Source organism: Oricola thermophila (assembly GCF_013358405.1).
Classification (GTDB): Bacteria; Pseudomonadota; Alphaproteobacteria; order Rhizobiales; family Rhizobiaceae; genus Oricola; species Oricola thermophila.
The window spans coordinates 1712182-1727989 of the sequence record NZ_CP054836.1 but is presented as its reverse complement, the minus strand read 5'-3'; the positions used below and the strand labels follow the sequence as shown (position 1 = coordinate 1727989).

Sequence of the window (15808 nt, the reverse complement as noted above, 5' to 3'; positions counted from 1 at the left end):
GCCGCGGCAAGGGATTGAAATTGCGCCGTTTTGCCTGCAACTAGGGGAGGCAGCGGCGCACCGTGGCTGCCATCGGCTTCGCGCCGCGCTTTAACAAGGCGCCATAACGGCAAGCAGAGTGTCGGAAATCCGGCCCGACGGGAAGAACGAACATGAGCCAGTCCTCGCAGACCACCGCCGCCGAGGCAAAGACCGGGCCGACCGCCGCCGAGCGTTTCGGGATCGTCGAACGTCCGGTTCTGGAATGGACGCCCGAGATCGCGGAAGAGACCGAACCGCTTTACCAGAAGGTGAAGGATCACATCCCGCGCATCGAGTGGCCGGTCTACGCGCCCTATGTCGCCGCGATCAACCGGCTGAAGAAGGAGCGCAACGCGGTCATCCTGGCGCACAACTACCAGACGCCGGAAATCTACCACTGCGTCGCCGATATCGTGGGTGACTCGCTGCAGCTCGCCAAGGAGGCGACGAAGGTCGACGCCGAGATCATCGTCCAGTGCGGCGTGCATTTCATGGCCGAGACATCGAAGCTGCTCAACCCGGACAAGACGGTGCTGATACCGGACATGAAGGCCGGCTGCAGCCTGGCGGAATCGATCACCGGCGCGGATGTGCGGCTGCTGCGCGAGCGCTATCCGGGTGTCCCCGTCGTGACCTATGTGAACACCTCCGCGGAGGTGAAGGCGGAAACCGACATCTGCTGCACCTCCTCCAATGCGGTGCAGGTGGTGGAATCCTTCGGCGTCGACCGGGTGCTGTGCATCCCGGACGAGTACCTGGCGCAGAACGTGGCTGCCCAGACCAAGGTGAAGATCCTCACCTGGAAGGGTCATTGCGAGGTGCATGAGCGATTTACCGCCGAGGAACTGCTCGCCTACAAGGAGGCCGATCCCGAGATCGAGATCGTTGCCCATCCCGAGTGCCCCCGCGAGGTCGTCGAGATCGCCGACTTCACCGGGTCCACGTCCGGCATGATCAACTATGTCAAGGATCGCAAGCCGCCGAAGGTTCTGCTGGTCACCGAATGCTCGATGGCGTCCAACATCGCCTCGGAGGCGCCGGAGGTCCATTTCGTCAAGCCGTGCAACCTGTGCCCGCACATGAAGCGGATCACGTTGCCGAAGATCCTGGACTCGCTGTGCGAGATGAAGGACGAGATCCTCGTCGATCCGGCGATTGCCGATCGGGCCCGTCTTGCCGTCGAGCGCATGGTGAACCTGAAGCACTGAGCGGTTCCCGCGCCCGCCCTGCGGAATGCGCAAGGGGGCTGGTGCGGCCGCGCCTCTCCGCTTAAGGGAATTGTGACACTTTGATGTCGGTCGCATGATGCGGCCGCCTGCGAGGGGGACTGACGGAGTTGAACGATATTCAGGATGGCGTGCTCATCATCGGCGGCGGCCTCGCCGGTCTCTTCTGCGCGCTGAAGCTGGCGCCGAAGGCGGTGACGGTGATCACCGCGGCACCGATCGGGCGCGGCGCATCCTCGGCATGGGCGCAGGCCGGCATCGCCGCGGCGGTGGGCGAGGGCGATACCGTCGAAAAGCATGTCGCCGACACGATCGCCGCCGGTGACGGCATCGTCGACGAGGCCGTTGCCCGCATGATGGTCTCCCAGGCGTCCGACCGCATCCACGACCTGCTCGGCTACGGCGTCCCCTTCGACCGCGACCTGGAAGGCCGCCTGCAGGTCAGCCGCGAGGCTGCCCATTCCGAGAGTCGCATCGTGCGCGTGCGCGGCGACATGGCGGGCCGCGCCATCATGCAGGCGCTGGTCGAGACGGTGAAGAACACGCCCTCGATCCGCGTCCTCGGCGGATATGTCGCCGAAAGGCTGCTGCTGGACAACGGCCGCGTGACCGGTATCGAGGCGCGCGGTTTCGGCGGCGATGGCGATGGCGAGCTGCTGACGCTGCGCGGCTCCCACGTGGTGATCGCCGCGGGCGGAATCGGGCATCTCTACGAGGTGACGACCAATCCGGCCGAAGCGCGCGGCGGCGGCGTCGGCATGGCGGCGCGCGCCGGTGCCCGCATGGCCGATCTCGAATTCGTCCAGTTCCACCCCACCGCGATCAATGTCGGCAAGGATCCGGCGCCGCTGGCGACGGAGGCCCTGCGCGGTCATGGCGCGACGCTGGTCAACAATGCCGGCGAGCGCTTCATGGTGCCGCTCCATCCCGATGCCGAGCTGGCCCCGCGCGATGTCGTCGCGCGCGGCATCTTCGCCGAGGTGCAGGCCGGGCGCGGTGCCTATCTGGATTGCACCAGGGCCGTCGGCAAGGGCTTCGCCGAGGAGTTCCCGACGGTCTATGGCTACTGCAGGGAGGCGGGCATCGACCCCGTGACCGAGCCGATCCCGGTCGTCCCGGCGGCGCACTATTTCATGGGTGGCATATGGACCGACATGGACGGCCGCACCTCGCTTCCCGGCCTTTGGGCCTGCGGCGAGGTGACGTCGACCGGCGCCCATGGCGCCAACCGGCTGGCCTCGAACTCGCTTCTAGAGGCGGTTGTCTTCTCGGCCCGCATCGCGAACGCGCTTGGCGCGGAGGCGATTGCGGACGCGCCGGATGGCTGGTCGGAGGGCTCGCGCGACAGCGGCCGTATCGAGCCGCGCCCGGACACCGAACAGATGAAACGGCTCCGCCGCACCATGAGCACGCATCTCGGCGTGTTGCGCAACGGCGAGGGAATGCGCGAGGCCCTGCGCACCATCCTCGAACTGGAGCGCGAGGCCGACACGGAACGCTTTGCCAACGTTCTTGCCACGGCCAAGCTCATTGCCGTCTGTGCGCTGAACCGCACGGAAAGCCGGGGCGGCCATTTCCGCACGGACTATCCCGAGGAGGATGACGCCTGGCGCCGGCGGACCCTGACGACGCTGGAACAGGCCGAAATGGCAATACCGGCCCTGCTGGAGGACTGAAGATGAAAGCCTTGCCGCCGAGCCTGCCGCGCCTGATGGTCGAGGATGCGGTGCGCGCCGCGCTCCTGGAGGATCTGGGCCGCGCCGGCGACATCACCACCAATGCCACGATCGCGCCCGGCGCGACAGCGACGGCCGAGCTCGCATCGCGCGAGGATGGGGTGATCGCGGGCCTGGAGCTGGCCGCGACCGCGTTCCGCCTCATGGACCCGTCGATACGTTTCGACGCGAAGCTGTCCGACGGCGATGCGGTAGGGCCCGGCCAGGCCGTCGCCGCGATTTCCGGCGACGCCCGCGCGATCCTGTCCGCCGAGCGCGTCGCGCTGAACTTCCTGATGCACCTGTCGGGTATCGCCAGCTACACCGCCCGTTTCGCGGCCGAGATCGCGCACACCCCCGCGAAAGTCACCTGCACGCGCAAGACCATTCCGGGGCTGCGCAGCTTCGAGAAATATGCGGTGCGCTGCGGCGGCGGCTCCAACCACCGTTTCGGCCTCGACGACGCGATTCTCATCAAGGACAACCACATCGCCGTCTCCGGCGGCGTGGCGAAGGCGATCGAGGCGGCGCGCGCCTATGCCGGCCATCTTGTCAGCATCGAGTGCGAGGTGGACACGCTCGAGCAGTTTCGCGAGGCGCTGACCGCGTCGCCGGATGCCGTCCTGCTCGACAACATGACCAACGACCAGCTGTGCGAGGCGGTCGCGATCAACCGGGCCGACAATGGCGGCCGGGTGAAGCTCGAGGCCTCCGGCAATGTCCGCTTCGAGACGATCCGCGCGATTGCCGAGACCGGCGTCGACTACATCTCGACCTCGAAGATCACCATGGCTGCGCCGACCCTCGATGTCGGCCTGGACATCCGGCTCGACTGACGGGCTAGGCCGCGTTGCCGATGATGTGGATGTCGCGCTGCGGGAAGGGGATCGATAGCCCCTCGGCATCGAAGCGTTGCTTGGCGAGCTTGGTCAGCTCCCGTGACGTGCCCCACCAGTCGGCGGTCGCGATCCAGATGCGGCACGTCACCTCGACCGCGCTGTCCCCGAGATTGGAGACGAAGATGAACGGCTCCGGGTTCGACAGGACCTTGTCGTGTTCTTTCGCCAGCGCCTCGAAGGCGGCGAACGCCTTGTCGATATCGTCCTTGTAGTCGATGCCGACGACGAGATCGAAGCGCCGCTTTGGCAGGCGCGAATAGTTTGTCACCGGGCTTCCCCACACGCCCGAGTTTGGCGCGAGGACATAGAGCCCGTCGAGCGTCTCGAACTCGGTGGCGAACAGCCCGATCTCCTTCACCACGCCCTTGGCATTGGTGGTTTCGACATAGTCGCCCACCTGGAAGGGCCGCAGGAACAGGAGCATGATGCCGGCGGCGATGTTCTGCAGCGTGCCCTGCAGCGCCAGGCCGATGGCGATGCCGGCCGCGCCCAGCGCGGCGATGATCGAGGTGGTCTGCACGCCGAACTGCGTCAGCACCGTCACGAAGACGAGCACGAGAACGCCGTAGCGTGCCGCCTTGGCGAGAAACAGGTTCAGTGTCTCGTCGCTGTTCCGCAGGCTTTTCAGCGCGGTGTAGACCCAGCGCCGGGCCATTCCTGCAACAGTGAAGCCGATGACCAGGATCAGGACGGCGCCGATCACCGAGAAGGCATACTCGATGATCAGTTCGCTCGCCGCGTCCCAAAGGGTCGCGAGTCCGTCCTCGAAACTGGCGAAGGCACCTTCGACGATCTGTTCGGCGTTTTCCATGTGATTCCCCTTGTGCCCCGATAATGCACACCCGGCCGCGGCACAGAACCCCCGATGGGTGTTCCGGGCGCAATCGGCCGATGAACAATAGCTGAACGGGAGATTCAGGCGAGGTTCGAAAGCGGTTTTCTACAACCGGGACATTCCAACGCGGACGGTGAGCCGCAACCCAACCAGAGGAGAATGAAAATGTCCCGCAAGACCCTTGTCGCAACCGTGATTGCAACCGCCATCGGCCTTGGCGTCGTCCCGGCAACGGCCGGAAACGACGTATTCCTCCACCAGTTCGGTTTCGGGAACGAGGCCGGCGGCCAGCAGGCCGGTTTCGGAAACCAGATCGGCATTCACCAGAACGGCGTGTTCAACGGCGCGATCTCGAGCCAGTTCGGCAACGGCAACACCGCCGCCGTCGGTCAGGACGGTTTCAACAACTACGCCGACACCTGGCAGGCCGGCCATGGCAATGGCGCCGGCGTCGGCCAGTTCGGTGCGAACCACAACGCGATCATGACCCAGGACGGCAACGGCAACATCGCCGCCGGCGTGCAGGTCGGCAACGGTTGCGCCGCCGAAGTCGAGCAGAGCGGCGGAGGCAACGTCGCCGCCTTCGTGCAGAGCTGCCCGTAATCGGCCACATCCAACGCTGCCGGGCGCGACGGTCGCGCCCGGCGGCTCTCGACAGGAAAGGGAGCACGAATCATGTCCAGGATAATGAAGACGAAACCGGTTGCCGCCGCGGCGGTTCTCGCCGCTGCGGCGCTTGCCGGTTGCAACGCGGGCGCCGGCGAGAAGGTACCGGACCGGGAACTCGTGCAATGCGAGATCGACGTCTCGTCCTCCGGGCGGTCGCTGGAACTCGGCGCGGTCGTTCACGCCAGGAAGCCCGTCACCGGCACCTATAGCCTCGCGGTCAGCGGGTCCGGTTCGTCCGGGTCGACGAGCATCTCGCAGGGCGGCTTCTTCTCGGCCGGTCCCGGCGACGATGCCCGTCTCGGCAAGCTGGTGCTTGCCAACAATGGTGCGCAGTACCGGGTCAGGCTCGACATCGATGTCGCCGGCCGGGACCATTCCTGCGTCCGTACCGTCGGCGGCATCTGAACGCCCGCTTCGCTCCGCTTTTTTCGAAAAAGGGCCCCGGGTTTCCGGGGCCTCTTCTTGTGTTGCCGGCCGATTCCGCCGTCCTGAATGGTCGATGAACGCCCGGTTCCGCGATCATTCAGGCCGTGTCGGCCAGGATGGTTCCATCGCCGGGCCAATGCCCGGAAAAACGAACGCAGGGTGATTGAAGGAGAAGGAAAATGCCCCGTAGAAAGTTGATCGCAAGCCTGTTCGCCGCAGCCGCCGCGGTGTCTGCCGTGACTGCCCCCGCCATGGCCGGCGGGTCGATATCTGTCAGCATCGCGCCCCAGGGCCCGGAGGCCGAGCAGGCGATGCGGGCCGGACTCGGGATCTATTCGGTCGTCAACGGCCTGCAGAACGGGGGCAACATCACGCAGCTCGGCATGAACAACCTTGCGGGCATCGCGCAGAACGGCAGCGGAAACCACGGGATCGTCCACCAGGAGGGGGATGGCCATTCCGGCACGTTGCAGCAGAACGGGAACGGCAATGCCTACGGCCTGTTCCAGTTCGGCAAGGGCACGGACGCCCACGTTGTCCAGAACGGCAACGGACAGACCGGCGCAACCTTCGCCTGGGGCTGGTAGGCGGCAGCCTCCGGCATGGCCGGCTCCGGTGCGGGCCGGCCGTGTCGCCCGCTATTCCTCGAATTCCCCTTCGAGGATCGGCAGCCTGAAAGGCTCGCCCTCATAGGCGTCCTGGCCCCGCCCGATGGCGCGTATCGCGTCCACCATGCGGCCGTTGCGGCCGAGTATCGCGTCGGCGATCTCGATCAGCTTCGGATTGGGCGTCGCGGAAGGTGCGCGCCAGCGCAGTTCCTGCGCAAGCTCCATCTCGTCGCGCGCCGGATTCAGGGCCAGCGCGATCATGTAGGCCGTGGCGGTCGATCGCGAAATGCCGGCGAAGCAATGAACGATCATCGGGGCGCTGCGGTCCCAGTCATGCGCGAAGTCCAGTATCGCCCGCACGTGCTGCTCGCCGGGAAGCGTCATCCCCTCCATCGGCGTCGCGATGTCGTTGAAGCCCAGGAACAGGTGGTTCTCCTCGGCAATTTCCCGCGGGCGCTCGACCTTCGTGCCGGTGTTGATCACGGTGAGCATGCGCTGCGCGCCCGTCGACGTGGCGACGCGCTGGACATGGGCGAGGGGGCAGACGGCGAGATACGGCATCGCTCAGGCCTTCCTTCGTTTCCGCGCCTTTTGCGCCACTTCATCCCGGAACATGGCTTCCACCTCGGCAAAACGGGAAAGATACATCTGCTGGATTTCGGACGCCGGCAGCGGCGTCATGTCGATCCCGTCCGGCGAGTAGCCGCGCGGCCGGCCGAAATAGGTCACGGCTTCCCTTTCCGAGAAGCCGGCCAGCAGCGTCGCCTCGTAGAATGCGGAAATCTGGTCCGCGCGCTTGATCTGCGCGTGCATGGTTTTCGGGCAATGCGCGGGCAGGCCGAACCGGATATGGATCGCGGCTTCCAGCCGGGCCTCGACGGCCTTGTAGTTGCCGCCGAGCACCTTCTTGAACGGCGAGATCATGTCGCCGATCACGTATTCCGGCGCATCGTGCAGCAGCGTTGCCAGCCGCAATTGCGCGCTGCAGGTCGGCACGATGTGGCCCACGATCTCCTCGACCAGCAGCGAGTGTTGGGCGACCGAGTAGGCATGGTCGCCGGAGGTCTGGCCGTTCCAGCGCGCAACGCGCGCCAGCCCGTGCGCAATGTCCGAGATCTCGATGTCGAGCGGCGAGGGATCGAGCAGGTCGAGCCTGCGGCCCGACAGCATGCGTTGCCATGCGCGCGGCGGCGCGCCGATCCGGTCGGGCATTCTCAGTCTCCCCCGTCTTTCGCGCTGTCCGGCCAGCTATAGGTGACGCCGGGCGGCAGGGAGAGCGTGACGGCTAGTCCTTCGGCGGTGATCGGCGTGCCGGCATCCATCGCCGCCTTCGCGCGGTCGAGGCGCACGATCGCCAGGGCCTTGTTGCCGGCGACGGAGCCGAGATGGCCAACGGTCTTGCCGCCGGCCTCGAGTGCCGTGCCCGAAGCGGGCAGGGCGGTCTCCGCTTGAACGATCACGATGCGGCGGCGCGCGGTGCCTCTGTGCTGCATGCGCGAGACGACCTCCTGGCCGACATAGCAGCCCTTCCGGAAATCGACCCCGCCGGTCTGGTCGAGGGAAATGTCGTGCGGGAAGGCGTCGCCCGCCTCGAAATCGCTGCCGCTTTCGGCAATGCCGTGGGCAATCCGCAGCGCGGTCCATTCGGCGGCGTCGTCCGCGCTCTCGGGGGCGGCGCCGTAGTGGCGCGAAACCCCGAGTTCGGCCGGGAAACGGCTGTCGGCGAAGATGCGCCCGCCGGTTGTTGAATCATCCTGCCAGGAAATCGCTGCAAGTGATTCATCCGCCTCGGCAATTTCCACCTTCGCCCTGAGCTTGTACATGGTCAGGCGGCGCAGGAAGTCGGCCGCGAGCCGCCCGTCGATGTCGATCAGGTAGCCGCCGTCGCCGTCGGGCATGATCAGGAAATCGAACATCACCTTGCCCTGCGGCGCCAGCAGCGCGCAGGCGCGCGCGCTCCCGGCGGGAATCGTCGTCACGTCGCATGTGACGAGATTCTGCAGGAAATGCTCCGCGTCCTCGCCGGTGACGGAAATGACGCTGCGGCCTTTTGGAAAATGAAGGGGCATGACACCAGATTGGATTCGTGCGCTTGCTTTCGGACTGTCTGCTACGTAATCCCGGTGCAACCGCGCGGCAAGGGACAATGGCATGAGCGAGACTTTCGACCTGATCTTGAGGAACGGCACCGTCGTCAACCATGACGGCCAGGGAAAGCGCGACATCGGCGTGCGCGGCGGACGCATCGCGGCCATCGGCGCGCTCGGCCCGGCCGATGCCGGCGAGATCGTCGATTGCACCGGCCTGCATGTGCTGCCGGGCGTTGTCGACAGCCAGGTCCATTTCCGCGAGCCGGGGCTGGAGCACAAGGAGGATCTCGAAACCGGCTCCCGCTCGGCCGTTCTGGGCGGCGTGACGGCGGTCTTCGAGATGCCCAACACCAATCCGCTGACCACCAGCGAGGAGGCGCTGGCCGACAAGGTGCGCCGCGCCACCGGCCGCATGCACTGCGATTTCGCCTTCTGGGTCGGCGGCACGCGCGAGAACGCCGATATCGTCGGCGAGCTGGAGCGCCTGCCGGGCGCCGCCGGCATCAAGGTGTTCATGGGCTCGTCCACCGGCAGCCTGCTGGTGGAGGACGACGAGGGCGTTGCCTCCGTTCTGCGCAATACCCGCCGCCGCGCCGCCTTTCATTCCGAGGACGAGTATCGCCTGCGCGAGCGTGCCGGCGAGCGCGTCGAGGGTGATCCGTCATCGCACCCGGTCTGGCGCGACGAGACCGCCGCCATGATGTGCACCGGGCGCCTTGTTCGCATCGCCCGCGAAACCCGCGCGCGCATCCACGTGCTGCACATCTCGACGGCGGAGGAGATCGCCTTCCTTCAGGATCACAAGGACGTCGCCACCTGCGAGGCCACGCCGCACCACCTGACGCTGACCGCCGACGATTACGAGCGTCTCGGCACGCTGATCCAGATGAACCCGCCGGTGCGCGCACCGCGCCACCGCGACGGTATCTGGCGCGGCGTGGAGCAGGGCGTCATCGACGTGCTCGGCTCCGACCACGCGCCGCACACGCTGGAGGAAAAGGCGAAATCCTATCCGGCCTCGCCGTCCGGCATGACCGGCGTGCAGACGCTGGTGCCGATCATGCTCGACCACGTGAATGCCGGCCGGCTGACGCTGGAGCGTTTCGTCGATCTCTCCTCGCACGGCCCCAACCGCATCTTCGGCATGGCGCGCAAGGGCCGCATCGCCGCCGGCTACGACGCCGACTTCACCATCGTCGATATGAAGCGCCGCGAGACCATCCGCAACGACCAGGCCGGATCGAAGGCGGGCTGGACGCCCTATGACGGCAAGGAAGTCACCGGCTGGCCGGTCGGCACCTTCGTCCGCGGCACCCGTGTCATGTGGGAAGGCGAGATCGTCGCGCCCGGCACCGGCGAGCCGGTGCTGTTCTCGGAGGCCCTACCGGCCTGAGCGTCTCCGGCGCAGTTCTTCCGCCAGCGTCCTGAGGCGTTTCTCGGCTTCCGCCGTCACCCCGCCGCGCGCGTGGTCCTCGCGCAGCGCCGTCTCGACGTCCTCGATCATCCGTTCCAGGTTGGCGCGCTTTCCCTCGCGCGCGTGGTAGCCGAACAGGTCGATCCACTCGTCGGTGAGATGGCCGACATGCATCAGCCTGTCGAAGAGGCCGTGCGGATTGCGCCCGCCGAACAGGATGCCGAAGGCCGCGACGACGAAGGATACCGGGCTGAGCACGAGGTCGCGCATGCCGTCGGCGAACAGCTTCAGCTGGAAGATGACGAGCCGCCGCAGCAGCGCGCCGCGCGAGCCCTCGTCCGTTCGTTCCGCCGGAGTGTCCGCCCGCGCCAGGCCATGCGCCTCGATTTCCATGTTTTCTCCCCCGAGAAGTTGTCCTGTTGCGGATATCGGTAGGAAGACGCCGGATTCCAAGAAAAACGGTCCGGAACGCGGCGTCTCTCAGTCTCCCGCCACGAAAAAGCGCCACTTTCCGTCCGGCGTGATGCCCGCCCGGAAGAAAATGTAGGCCCCGAAGGCGCGCATCTCCTCGTAGTCGCCGGAGGTGACCAGCTTGAACAGCTCGATCCTCTGCTTCGGCGTCAGGTCGTCCAGCGATGTCGCCGTGAAATAGGGCCAGACATAGATCTCGTTCGACGTGCCGGGATCGAATATCGCGTAGCCCGCCTCCAGCACTTCCAGCAGGATGGCGAGGATTTCGTGCCCCTCCGCGTCGCCCGACAGGCTGCGCAGGAAGTCGATCGGGTCGCCGTCGAGGTCGCCGAAGGTCAGCTGGGTCGTTTCCCCGTCCGCCTCGATGAGCGGGCGCAGCGCCTCGATGTCGGCGTTCCGCGCGGCCTGCATGATCGTCTCGCGCGTTTTCCGGACGGCGGGCGGCAAGTCCTCCACCGCGCCGCCAATGACCGGTTCCGCTGTCATGGAGGGGGTGGCCTCCGGCATGGCCAGGGGATTGTCGGGATCGTTGAACTGCGGCCGCTCGAACGGTTCCGGAAGCGGCACGGCGCCGGAGGGCGGCGGCGCGATGTCGACGCCCTGCGCAAGGGCGGCTGTCGGCGCGGCGGTCAGCAATGCCGCGATGGCCGTCGCGAATATCGGGCGGTTGCCGCGGAAAGGACTGAGCGTTCTTCGATGAGGCCGGGCATCGGGAAGTGGGGCAGGTCGCGTCATTTCCGTTCCAGCCGTCCCGAGCCTGTCATCTGTCGCTACTGTATGGACCGGTCCGGTGTGAATTCGCCGCGAAGGATGCGTTCGCGCAGCGTGTCGACAAGTGCCAGCGCCGCGTCCTCGCCGCGCTCGCGGATCGTCTCCTCGAGCGCCGTCGCGATTGCGGCGTCGGCGAGGATGTCGGATTCGATGCCTTCCATCGCGCCGTCGGCCCAGGCTTCGCTGTGGACTTCCATCGCCGCCATCCGCTTTTCATGGGCGATGATGTCGTCCATCTCGTTGATCGTTGCATCCATCGTGGTCAATTGAGGTGCGCCATTTTGAAACACCGGTTTACGTGCTGTTAACATATCAGGACTTGATCGCGAAACGAAAGCGCCAAGCTGCGAAACCGTTAATGCACGATTAAGCCGCGAGCATGTTCGCCTATTCGCCGTAGCGATTGTTGATCTCGCGCGTGAGGTCGCGGGCTTCCGCCATGTAGCGGTCGACGGCCTTCAGGGCCTGCTCGGTGCATGTCACGTAGACGCTGTCGAAGCTGCGATAGCCGCGGTTGAAGCGGGCGATGAGCTGCGCCCGGCGCAGCGGCTCGGGCTTTTCCACGCTGAGGAGCGTGTTCATCTGGTCCCGCCACTGGTTCGATTCCTCGCCGCAGAGATTGCGCAGGTAGTGGATGGAGCCCAGCACCTCGGCGAGCCGCATCAGCTTCTCGTCATAGGGAACCAGCGACGCCGCGCGCGCCCCGGGGAGGGCGGCGAGCAGCAGAGCAGCCACCATTGCCGTGAGGCGCAGACCTGATTTTGCCTTGGACACGACCGGGCATCTCCCGCGGATATGGGCTTGTTCGTTTCTGGGTTGCGGCGCGGTCATCCTGTTAGCTGAAATCGCTCTCCGGCGCCATATCGTCGTCGGCCCCGGCGATTTCCCGGGCCGTCTCGATCGTGCTGTCCGTCACGGGCAGGGCGGCCATGGCGTCGATGGAGAACCAGCCCGCCGCGTCGGCATCGTCGGCGGCCACCGGATCGCCATGCGCCCGGGCGCTGTGCACGGCCAGCACGAAGTGGTGCGGCATGTCGCCGTCGCTGCCGTCGCTCATCAGTTCGAACAGGCGGTGAAACCGGACCCGTTCCGCCGAAAGCCCGGTTTCCTCCCGCAACTCGCGAAGCACGGCCTGTTCCAGCGTTTCGCCGTAGTGCAACCGCCCGCCGGGAAAGGCCCACAGCCCCCTTGCCGGCGCGCGGCCGCGCTTCACCAACAGGAATTCGCCGGTCTCGGGGTTCCGCGCGGCGACGGATACGGCGATAAGGGGAGCAGGCGGATTGTCGGTCATGGCTCGGCGTCGTTCGGTTGCGCTTGCGCGTGCGCTTGTAGCATCGAACCGCGGGCCGGTGCAGGAAAAGGTGTTGATGATCGTTCGGCATTCAGCGTCAGGGCTGCCCGGTGCGCCATTCGGGAGCGTTGCCTGATGTGCGGCCGGTTCTCGCTTCTGCATTCGCCCGAGGCGGTGGCGGAATTCCTCGGTCTCGAGGGGCTGGAGGCGTTCCCGCCCCGCTACAACATCGCGCCGACCCAGCCGGTCCTCGCGGTCACGGCGGGCCCGCCGCGCGAGCCGGGCTCCAACCGCCCGGACCGCGAGGCGCACCTGGCGCGATGGGGTTTCCTTCCCTCCTGGGTGAAGGACCCGAAGGAGTTCCCGCTGCTGATCAACGCCCGCTCGGAGACGGCGGCGGCCAAGCCGTCCTTTCGCACCGCCATGCGCCATCGCCGCGCGCTGATCCCGGCATCGGGCTTCTACGAGTGGAAGCGCGACAAGGCCACCGGCCGGTCGCAGGCCTACTGGATACGCCCCGCCGGCGGCGGCCTCGTCGCCTTTGCCGGCCTCGCGGAAACCTGGAGCGCGCCGGAGGGAAGCGAACTGGACACTGTGGCGATCCTGACCACCCGGGCGTCGCGATCCATCGCCTCCATCCACGACCGCATGCCGGTGACGATCATGCCCGAGGACTTTTCCCGCTGGCTCGATTGCCGCACGCAGGAGCCGCGCCATGTCGCGGACCTGCTCGCGCCCGCGCCGGACGGCTTCTTCGAGGCGATTCCCGTCTCCGACAAGGTCAACAAGGTTTCCAACACCACGCCCGATATCCAGGAGCGCGTCGAGCCGAAGGACTTTGCAGCCGCGGCCGGATCGGATAGGAGCGGCAAATCGAAATCCCCGCCCGACGGCGGCCAGATGAAGCTATTCTGACAAACCCGCCATGTTCGCCACGCCAAACCTTGCCGCCGGCGCGTCCGGCTTCCTTCTCGGTGCGTCCCTGATCATCGCGATCGGCGCGCAGAACGCGTTCATCCTGCGCCAGGGGCTGATGCGCCGGCACGTTTTCGTGCTCTGCCTGGTATGCGCCCTGTCGGATGCCTTGCTGATCGCCGCTGGCGTCGGCGGTTTCGGATCGCTGGTGGCGTCGAGCGAAACCGCCATCGGCCTCGTGACCTGGGCCGGTTTCGCCTTTCTCACGGTCTACGGCCTGATCGCGCTGCGCCGCGCGTGGAAGCCCGGCGCTATGGTGGCGGCGGAGAGCGGCGGCGGCTCCCTCGGCGCCGCGCTGGCGGCCTGCCTGTCCTTCACCTTCCTCAATCCGCATGTCTATCTCGACACGGTCGTCCTGCTCGGCGGCATTTCCGGCGGCTATGCCGGCGCGGCGCGGCTCGCCTTCGGCATCGGCGCGGTGGCGGCGTCCTTCGTCTGGTTTTTCGGACTGGGCTACGGCGCGCGGCTGCTGGAACCGCTGTTCGCCAAGCCCTCGGCCTGGCGGGTGCTCGACCTGGTGATCGCCCTGGTGATGTTCGCGCTTGCCGCCAAGCTGGTACTCTGAGCGCCTTGTGGCCCCGAACGCGCCGCCCGGCCTTTCCCCTGGTCCGTGGGTCCGGCAGGGCGGCGCGACGGTCTGATGGGGGTCAGCGCGTCGCACACGTTCGGAGCCGCCTTTCTCAAGGCACCGGCCTTGTAGCGTGCTACGCGGGATTGTTCCCCCGGCAATATTGAAAAACTGGAGAATGATTGATGACGGGGCGCCGCCGGGTGGATTGCGGAGCGAATGGCTTGCCTTTGGCCGCGAGCCTTGCGATTGACAGGCGCGAAAACGGAAGACGCGCAAGATGACCGAGAAGACCGTGCTGACCCTCTACAACACGCTGACGCGAAAGAAGGAAACCTTCGAGCCGATCGACCCGGACAATGTCCGGATGTATGTCTGCGGCCCGACGGTCTACGACTACGCCCATATCGGCAACGCCCGCCCGGCCATCGTCTTCGACGTGCTGTTCCGCCTGCTGCGCCATCTCTATGGCGCCGATCACGTTACCTATGTCCGCAACATCACCGACGTCGACGACAAGATCAACGCCCGCGCCCTGCGCGATTACAGCGACGAGATCGATGCGGGGCGCATGAGCCTCAACGACGCGATCCGCGCGGTGACCGAAACGACGCTCGCCCAGTATGTCGAGGACGTGAAGGCGCTCGGCTGCCTGGAGCCGACGGTCCAGCCGCGTGCCACCGAGCACATCGACGGCATGATCGCCATGATCCGCACGCTCATCGACGGCGGCCATGCCTATGTCGCGTCGGGCCGCGAGGGCAGGGAGGTGCTGTTCGACGTCGCCTCCATGCCCGCCTATGGCGGCCTGTCGAAGCGCAAGCTGGACGAGCAGCAGGCCGGCGCCCGCATCGCGGTCGAGGCGCACAAGAAGAACCCGGCCGATTTCGTGCTGTGGAAGGAGTCGGACCCGGACGAGCCCGGCTGGGACGCGACCTTCGCCACGCCGGAAGGCGAGGTGACCATTCACGGCCGCCCCGGCTGGCACATCGAGTGCTCGGTGATGAGCGCGCATCACCTGGGCGATGTCTTCGACATTCACGGCGGCGGGCTGGACCTGATCTTCCCGCACCACGAGAACGAGATCGCCCAGTCCTGCTGCGCCCACGGCACCGAGCGCATGGCCAACTACTGGATGCACAACGGCTTTCTCCAGGTGGAGGGCCGGAAGATGTCCAAGTCCGAGGGCAACTTCTTCACCATCCACGAGCTGATGACGACGGAGAATTTCGGCGGCCGCAAGTGGCCCGGCGAGGTGCTGCGCCTCGCCATGCTGATGACCCATTACCGCGAGCCCATCGATTTCAGCGTCAGAAGGCTGGAGGAGGCGCAGAACATCTCGCTGAAGTTCAGGAATATATCTCGGCGCCATGCGCCGGAGGATGGAAAGGTTATTGCCAAGGTCGTTGATGCCCTGTGTGACGATCTGAACACGCCGAAAGCGGTCTCCATCCTTCTGCAGGGTGGAAGCAATGATGAGGATATAGCGGCAACGCTGGAATTTCTCGGGATTGCCGATCAGCGGCTGGTCAGTATCGCCCGGGAGTTTCGCGAGAAGCAGAGAACTGGAATCCGTGAATCGCTTCAGAAGTCTGTTCAAGCGGTCGAACTCGAGACGTTGGGCTTGGCCGAGGATGACTTGAAATCGCGAATCGAGAAGCGTCTCGCCTTCATCCGCGAGAAGAACTGGGCCGAGGCCGACCGCATCCGCGACGAGTTGCTGGAGCAGGGCATCCAGCTCAAGGACGGCAAGGACCCGGAGACCGGCGAGCGCGTCACGACCTGGGAAGTAAGGCGCTAGGCGAAGCGGGTGCGCGCGGTGGACAGGT

General features: G+C 66.3%; 19 protein-coding genes. 10 read left to right on the top strand and 9 right to left on the bottom strand.

Translation table 11 applies throughout. The features are described from left to right. Positions 1 to 152: 152 nt before the first annotated feature. The 3 genes from nadA (at position 153) to nadC (ending at position 3798) form a co-directional block, all read left to right on the top strand. Complete coding sequence (gene nadA / locus HTY61_RS08390; RefSeq protein ID WP_175276361.1) at positions 153 to 1229, top strand: quinolinate synthase NadA; 1077 nt, start codon at positions 153 to 155, stop codon at positions 1227 to 1229. A 128-nt stretch (positions 1230 to 1357) separates the two neighbouring features. Next, entirely contained in the window at positions 1358 to 2923 is a 1566-nt protein-coding gene (locus tag HTY61_RS08385; RefSeq protein ID WP_246272971.1) for an L-aspartate oxidase, read from the top strand. Positions 2924 to 2925: 2 nt separating this feature from the next. Next, positions 2926 to 3798: a carboxylating nicotinate-nucleotide diphosphorylase gene (nadC, locus tag HTY61_RS08380; RefSeq protein WP_175276360.1), complete on the top strand. Its 873-nt coding sequence runs from the start codon at positions 2926 to 2928 to the stop codon at positions 3796 to 3798. A gap of 4 nt (positions 3799 to 3802) precedes the next feature. On the opposite strand, the gene HTY61_RS08375 is transcribed toward nadC, so the two are convergent. Beyond that, on the bottom strand, positions 3803 to 4672 hold the full coding sequence (locus tag HTY61_RS08375) for a mechanosensitive ion channel family protein (protein WP_175276359.1): 870 nt from the start codon (positions 4670 to 4672) through the stop codon (positions 3803 to 3805). 189 nt (positions 4673 to 4861) lie between these two features. On the opposite strand from HTY61_RS08375, the gene HTY61_RS08370 reads away from it, so the two are divergent. From HTY61_RS08370 to HTY61_RS08360, 3 genes are all read left to right on the top strand, one after another. Beyond that, on the top strand, positions 4862 to 5299 hold the full coding sequence (locus tag HTY61_RS08370) for a curlin (protein WP_175276358.1): 438 nt from the start codon (positions 4862 to 4864) through the stop codon (positions 5297 to 5299). Positions 5300 to 5371: 72 nt separating this feature from the next. Further along, positions 5372 to 5770, top strand: a complete 399-nt coding sequence (gene csgH, locus HTY61_RS08365; protein ID WP_175276357.1) for a curli-like amyloid fiber formation chaperone CsgH — start codon at positions 5372 to 5374, stop codon at positions 5768 to 5770. Between the two features lie 200 nt (positions 5771 to 5970). Continuing rightward, on the top strand, positions 5971 to 6378 hold the full coding sequence (locus HTY61_RS08360; RefSeq protein WP_175276356.1) for a curlin: 408 nt from the start codon (positions 5971 to 5973) through the stop codon (positions 6376 to 6378). Between the two features lie 51 nt (positions 6379 to 6429). On the opposite strand, the gene HTY61_RS08355 is transcribed toward HTY61_RS08360, so the two are convergent. Genes HTY61_RS08355 through ygfZ form a run of 3 tightly spaced genes read right to left on the bottom strand, consistent with a single transcriptional unit; the run spans position 6430 to position 8468 of the window. Continuing rightward, the gene (locus tag HTY61_RS08355; protein ID WP_175276355.1) at positions 6430 to 6960 is read right to left on the bottom strand and encodes a tyrosine phosphatase family protein; all 531 of its coding nucleotides are present in this window, start codon (positions 6958 to 6960) and stop codon (positions 6430 to 6432) included. A 3-nt stretch (positions 6961 to 6963) separates the two neighbouring features. After that, complete coding sequence (locus HTY61_RS08350) at positions 6964 to 7611, bottom strand: HD domain-containing protein (protein ID WP_175276354.1); 648 nt, start codon at positions 7609 to 7611, stop codon at positions 6964 to 6966. Positions 7612 to 7613: 2 nt separating this feature from the next. After that, complete coding sequence (gene ygfZ / locus HTY61_RS08345; RefSeq protein WP_175276353.1) at positions 7614 to 8468, bottom strand: CAF17-like 4Fe-4S cluster assembly/insertion protein YgfZ; 855 nt, start codon at positions 8466 to 8468, stop codon at positions 7614 to 7616. 82 nt (positions 8469 to 8550) lie between these two features. Between ygfZ and HTY61_RS08340 the strand changes: the two genes are divergently transcribed. Next, positions 8551 to 9882 (top strand): dihydroorotase, encoded by a 1332-nt coding sequence (locus HTY61_RS08340; protein ID WP_175276352.1) that lies wholly within the window; start codon positions 8551 to 8553, stop codon positions 9880 to 9882. Here the strand turns inward: HTY61_RS08340 and HTY61_RS08335 are convergent. From HTY61_RS08335 to HTY61_RS08315, 5 genes are all read right to left on the bottom strand, one after another. Further along, positions 9871 to 10296 carry a hypothetical protein gene (locus HTY61_RS08335; RefSeq protein WP_175276351.1) on the bottom strand — a complete coding sequence of 142 codons (426 nt, stop codon included), beginning with the start codon at positions 10294 to 10296 and terminating at the stop codon, positions 9871 to 9873. The genes HTY61_RS08340 and HTY61_RS08335 overlap by 12 nt on opposite strands. Positions 10297 to 10383: 87 nt before the next feature. Next, entirely contained in the window at positions 10384 to 11109 is a 726-nt protein-coding gene (locus HTY61_RS08330; protein WP_175276350.1) for a hypothetical protein, read from the bottom strand. Positions 11110 to 11144: 35 nt separating this feature from the next. Continuing rightward, on the bottom strand, positions 11145 to 11402 hold the full coding sequence (locus HTY61_RS08325; RefSeq protein ID WP_175278479.1) for a hypothetical protein: 258 nt from the start codon (positions 11400 to 11402) through the stop codon (positions 11145 to 11147). Positions 11403 to 11532: 130 nt separating this feature from the next. After that, a complete protein-coding gene (locus tag HTY61_RS08320) occupies positions 11533 to 11883 on the bottom strand; it encodes a TIGR02301 family protein (protein ID WP_175276349.1) in 351 nt (116 codons plus the stop codon). A gap of 97 nt (positions 11884 to 11980) precedes the next feature. Further along, entirely contained in the window at positions 11981 to 12436 is a 456-nt protein-coding gene (locus tag HTY61_RS08315) for an NUDIX hydrolase (protein WP_175276348.1), read from the bottom strand. A gap of 135 nt (positions 12437 to 12571) precedes the next feature. Between HTY61_RS08315 and HTY61_RS08310 the strand changes: the two genes are divergently transcribed. From HTY61_RS08310 to cysS, 3 genes are all read left to right on the top strand, one after another. Continuing rightward, entirely contained in the window at positions 12572 to 13351 is a 780-nt protein-coding gene (locus HTY61_RS08310) for an SOS response-associated peptidase (protein WP_175276347.1), read from the top strand. A gap of 10 nt (positions 13352 to 13361) precedes the next feature. Further along, positions 13362 to 13976: a LysE/ArgO family amino acid transporter gene (locus tag HTY61_RS08305; RefSeq protein ID WP_175276346.1), complete on the top strand. Its 615-nt coding sequence runs from the start codon at positions 13362 to 13364 to the stop codon at positions 13974 to 13976. Between the two features lie 283 nt (positions 13977 to 14259). Then, a complete protein-coding gene (gene cysS / locus HTY61_RS08300; RefSeq protein ID WP_175276345.1) occupies positions 14260 to 15780 on the top strand; it encodes a cysteine--tRNA ligase in 1521 nt (506 codons plus the stop codon). The last annotated feature ends 28 nt before the right edge of the window (positions 15781 to 15808 follow it).

What these genes read in the sequence shown, in the direction of transcription:
- nadA (WP_175276361.1), top strand. Translation starts at nt 153, where the DNA reads ATGAGCCAGTCCTCGCAGACCACCGCCGCCGAGGCAAAGACCGGGCCG.
- nadC (WP_175276360.1), top strand. Translation starts at nt 2,926, where the DNA reads ATGAAAGCCTTGCCGCCGAGCCTGCCGCGCCTGATGGTCGAGGATGCG.
- HTY61_RS08375 (WP_175276359.1), bottom strand. Translation starts at nt 4,672, where the DNA reads ATGGAAAACGCCGAACAGATCGTCGAAGGTGCCTTCGCCAGTTTCGAG.
- HTY61_RS08370 (WP_175276358.1), top strand. Translation starts at nt 4,862, where the DNA reads ATGTCCCGCAAGACCCTTGTCGCAACCGTGATTGCAACCGCCATCGGC.
- csgH (WP_175276357.1), top strand. Translation starts at nt 5,372, where the DNA reads ATGTCCAGGATAATGAAGACGAAACCGGTTGCCGCCGCGGCGGTTCTC.
- HTY61_RS08360 (WP_175276356.1), top strand. Translation starts at nt 5,971, where the DNA reads ATGCCCCGTAGAAAGTTGATCGCAAGCCTGTTCGCCGCAGCCGCCGCG.
- HTY61_RS08355 (WP_175276355.1), bottom strand. Translation starts at nt 6,960, where the DNA reads ATGCCGTATCTCGCCGTCTGCCCCCTCGCCCATGTCCAGCGCGTCGCC.
- HTY61_RS08350 (WP_175276354.1), bottom strand. Translation starts at nt 7,611, where the DNA reads ATGCCCGACCGGATCGGCGCGCCGCCGCGCGCATGGCAACGCATGCTG.
- ygfZ (WP_175276353.1), bottom strand. Translation starts at nt 8,468, where the DNA reads ATGCCCCTTCATTTTCCAAAAGGCCGCAGCGTCATTTCCGTCACCGGC.
- HTY61_RS08340 (WP_175276352.1), top strand. Translation starts at nt 8,551, where the DNA reads ATGAGCGAGACTTTCGACCTGATCTTGAGGAACGGCACCGTCGTCAAC.
- HTY61_RS08335 (WP_175276351.1), bottom strand. Translation starts at nt 10,296, where the DNA reads ATGGAAATCGAGGCGCATGGCCTGGCGCGGGCGGACACTCCGGCGGAA.
- HTY61_RS08330 (WP_175276350.1), bottom strand. Translation starts at nt 11,109, where the DNA reads ATGACGCGACCTGCCCCACTTCCCGATGCCCGGCCTCATCGAAGAACG.
- HTY61_RS08325 (WP_175278479.1), bottom strand. Translation starts at nt 11,402, where the DNA reads ATGGATGCAACGATCAACGAGATGGACGACATCATCGCCCATGAAAAG.
- HTY61_RS08320 (WP_175276349.1), bottom strand. Translation starts at nt 11,883, where the DNA reads ATGGTGGCTGCTCTGCTGCTCGCCGCCCTCCCCGGGGCGCGCGCGGCG.
- HTY61_RS08315 (WP_175276348.1), bottom strand. Translation starts at nt 12,436, where the DNA reads ATGACCGACAATCCGCCTGCTCCCCTTATCGCCGTATCCGTCGCCGCG.
- HTY61_RS08310 (WP_175276347.1), top strand. Translation starts at nt 12,572, where the DNA reads ATGTGCGGCCGGTTCTCGCTTCTGCATTCGCCCGAGGCGGTGGCGGAA.
- HTY61_RS08305 (WP_175276346.1), top strand. Translation starts at nt 13,362, where the DNA reads ATGTTCGCCACGCCAAACCTTGCCGCCGGCGCGTCCGGCTTCCTTCTC.
- cysS (WP_175276345.1), top strand. Translation starts at nt 14,260, where the DNA reads ATGACCGAGAAGACCGTGCTGACCCTCTACAACACGCTGACGCGAAAG.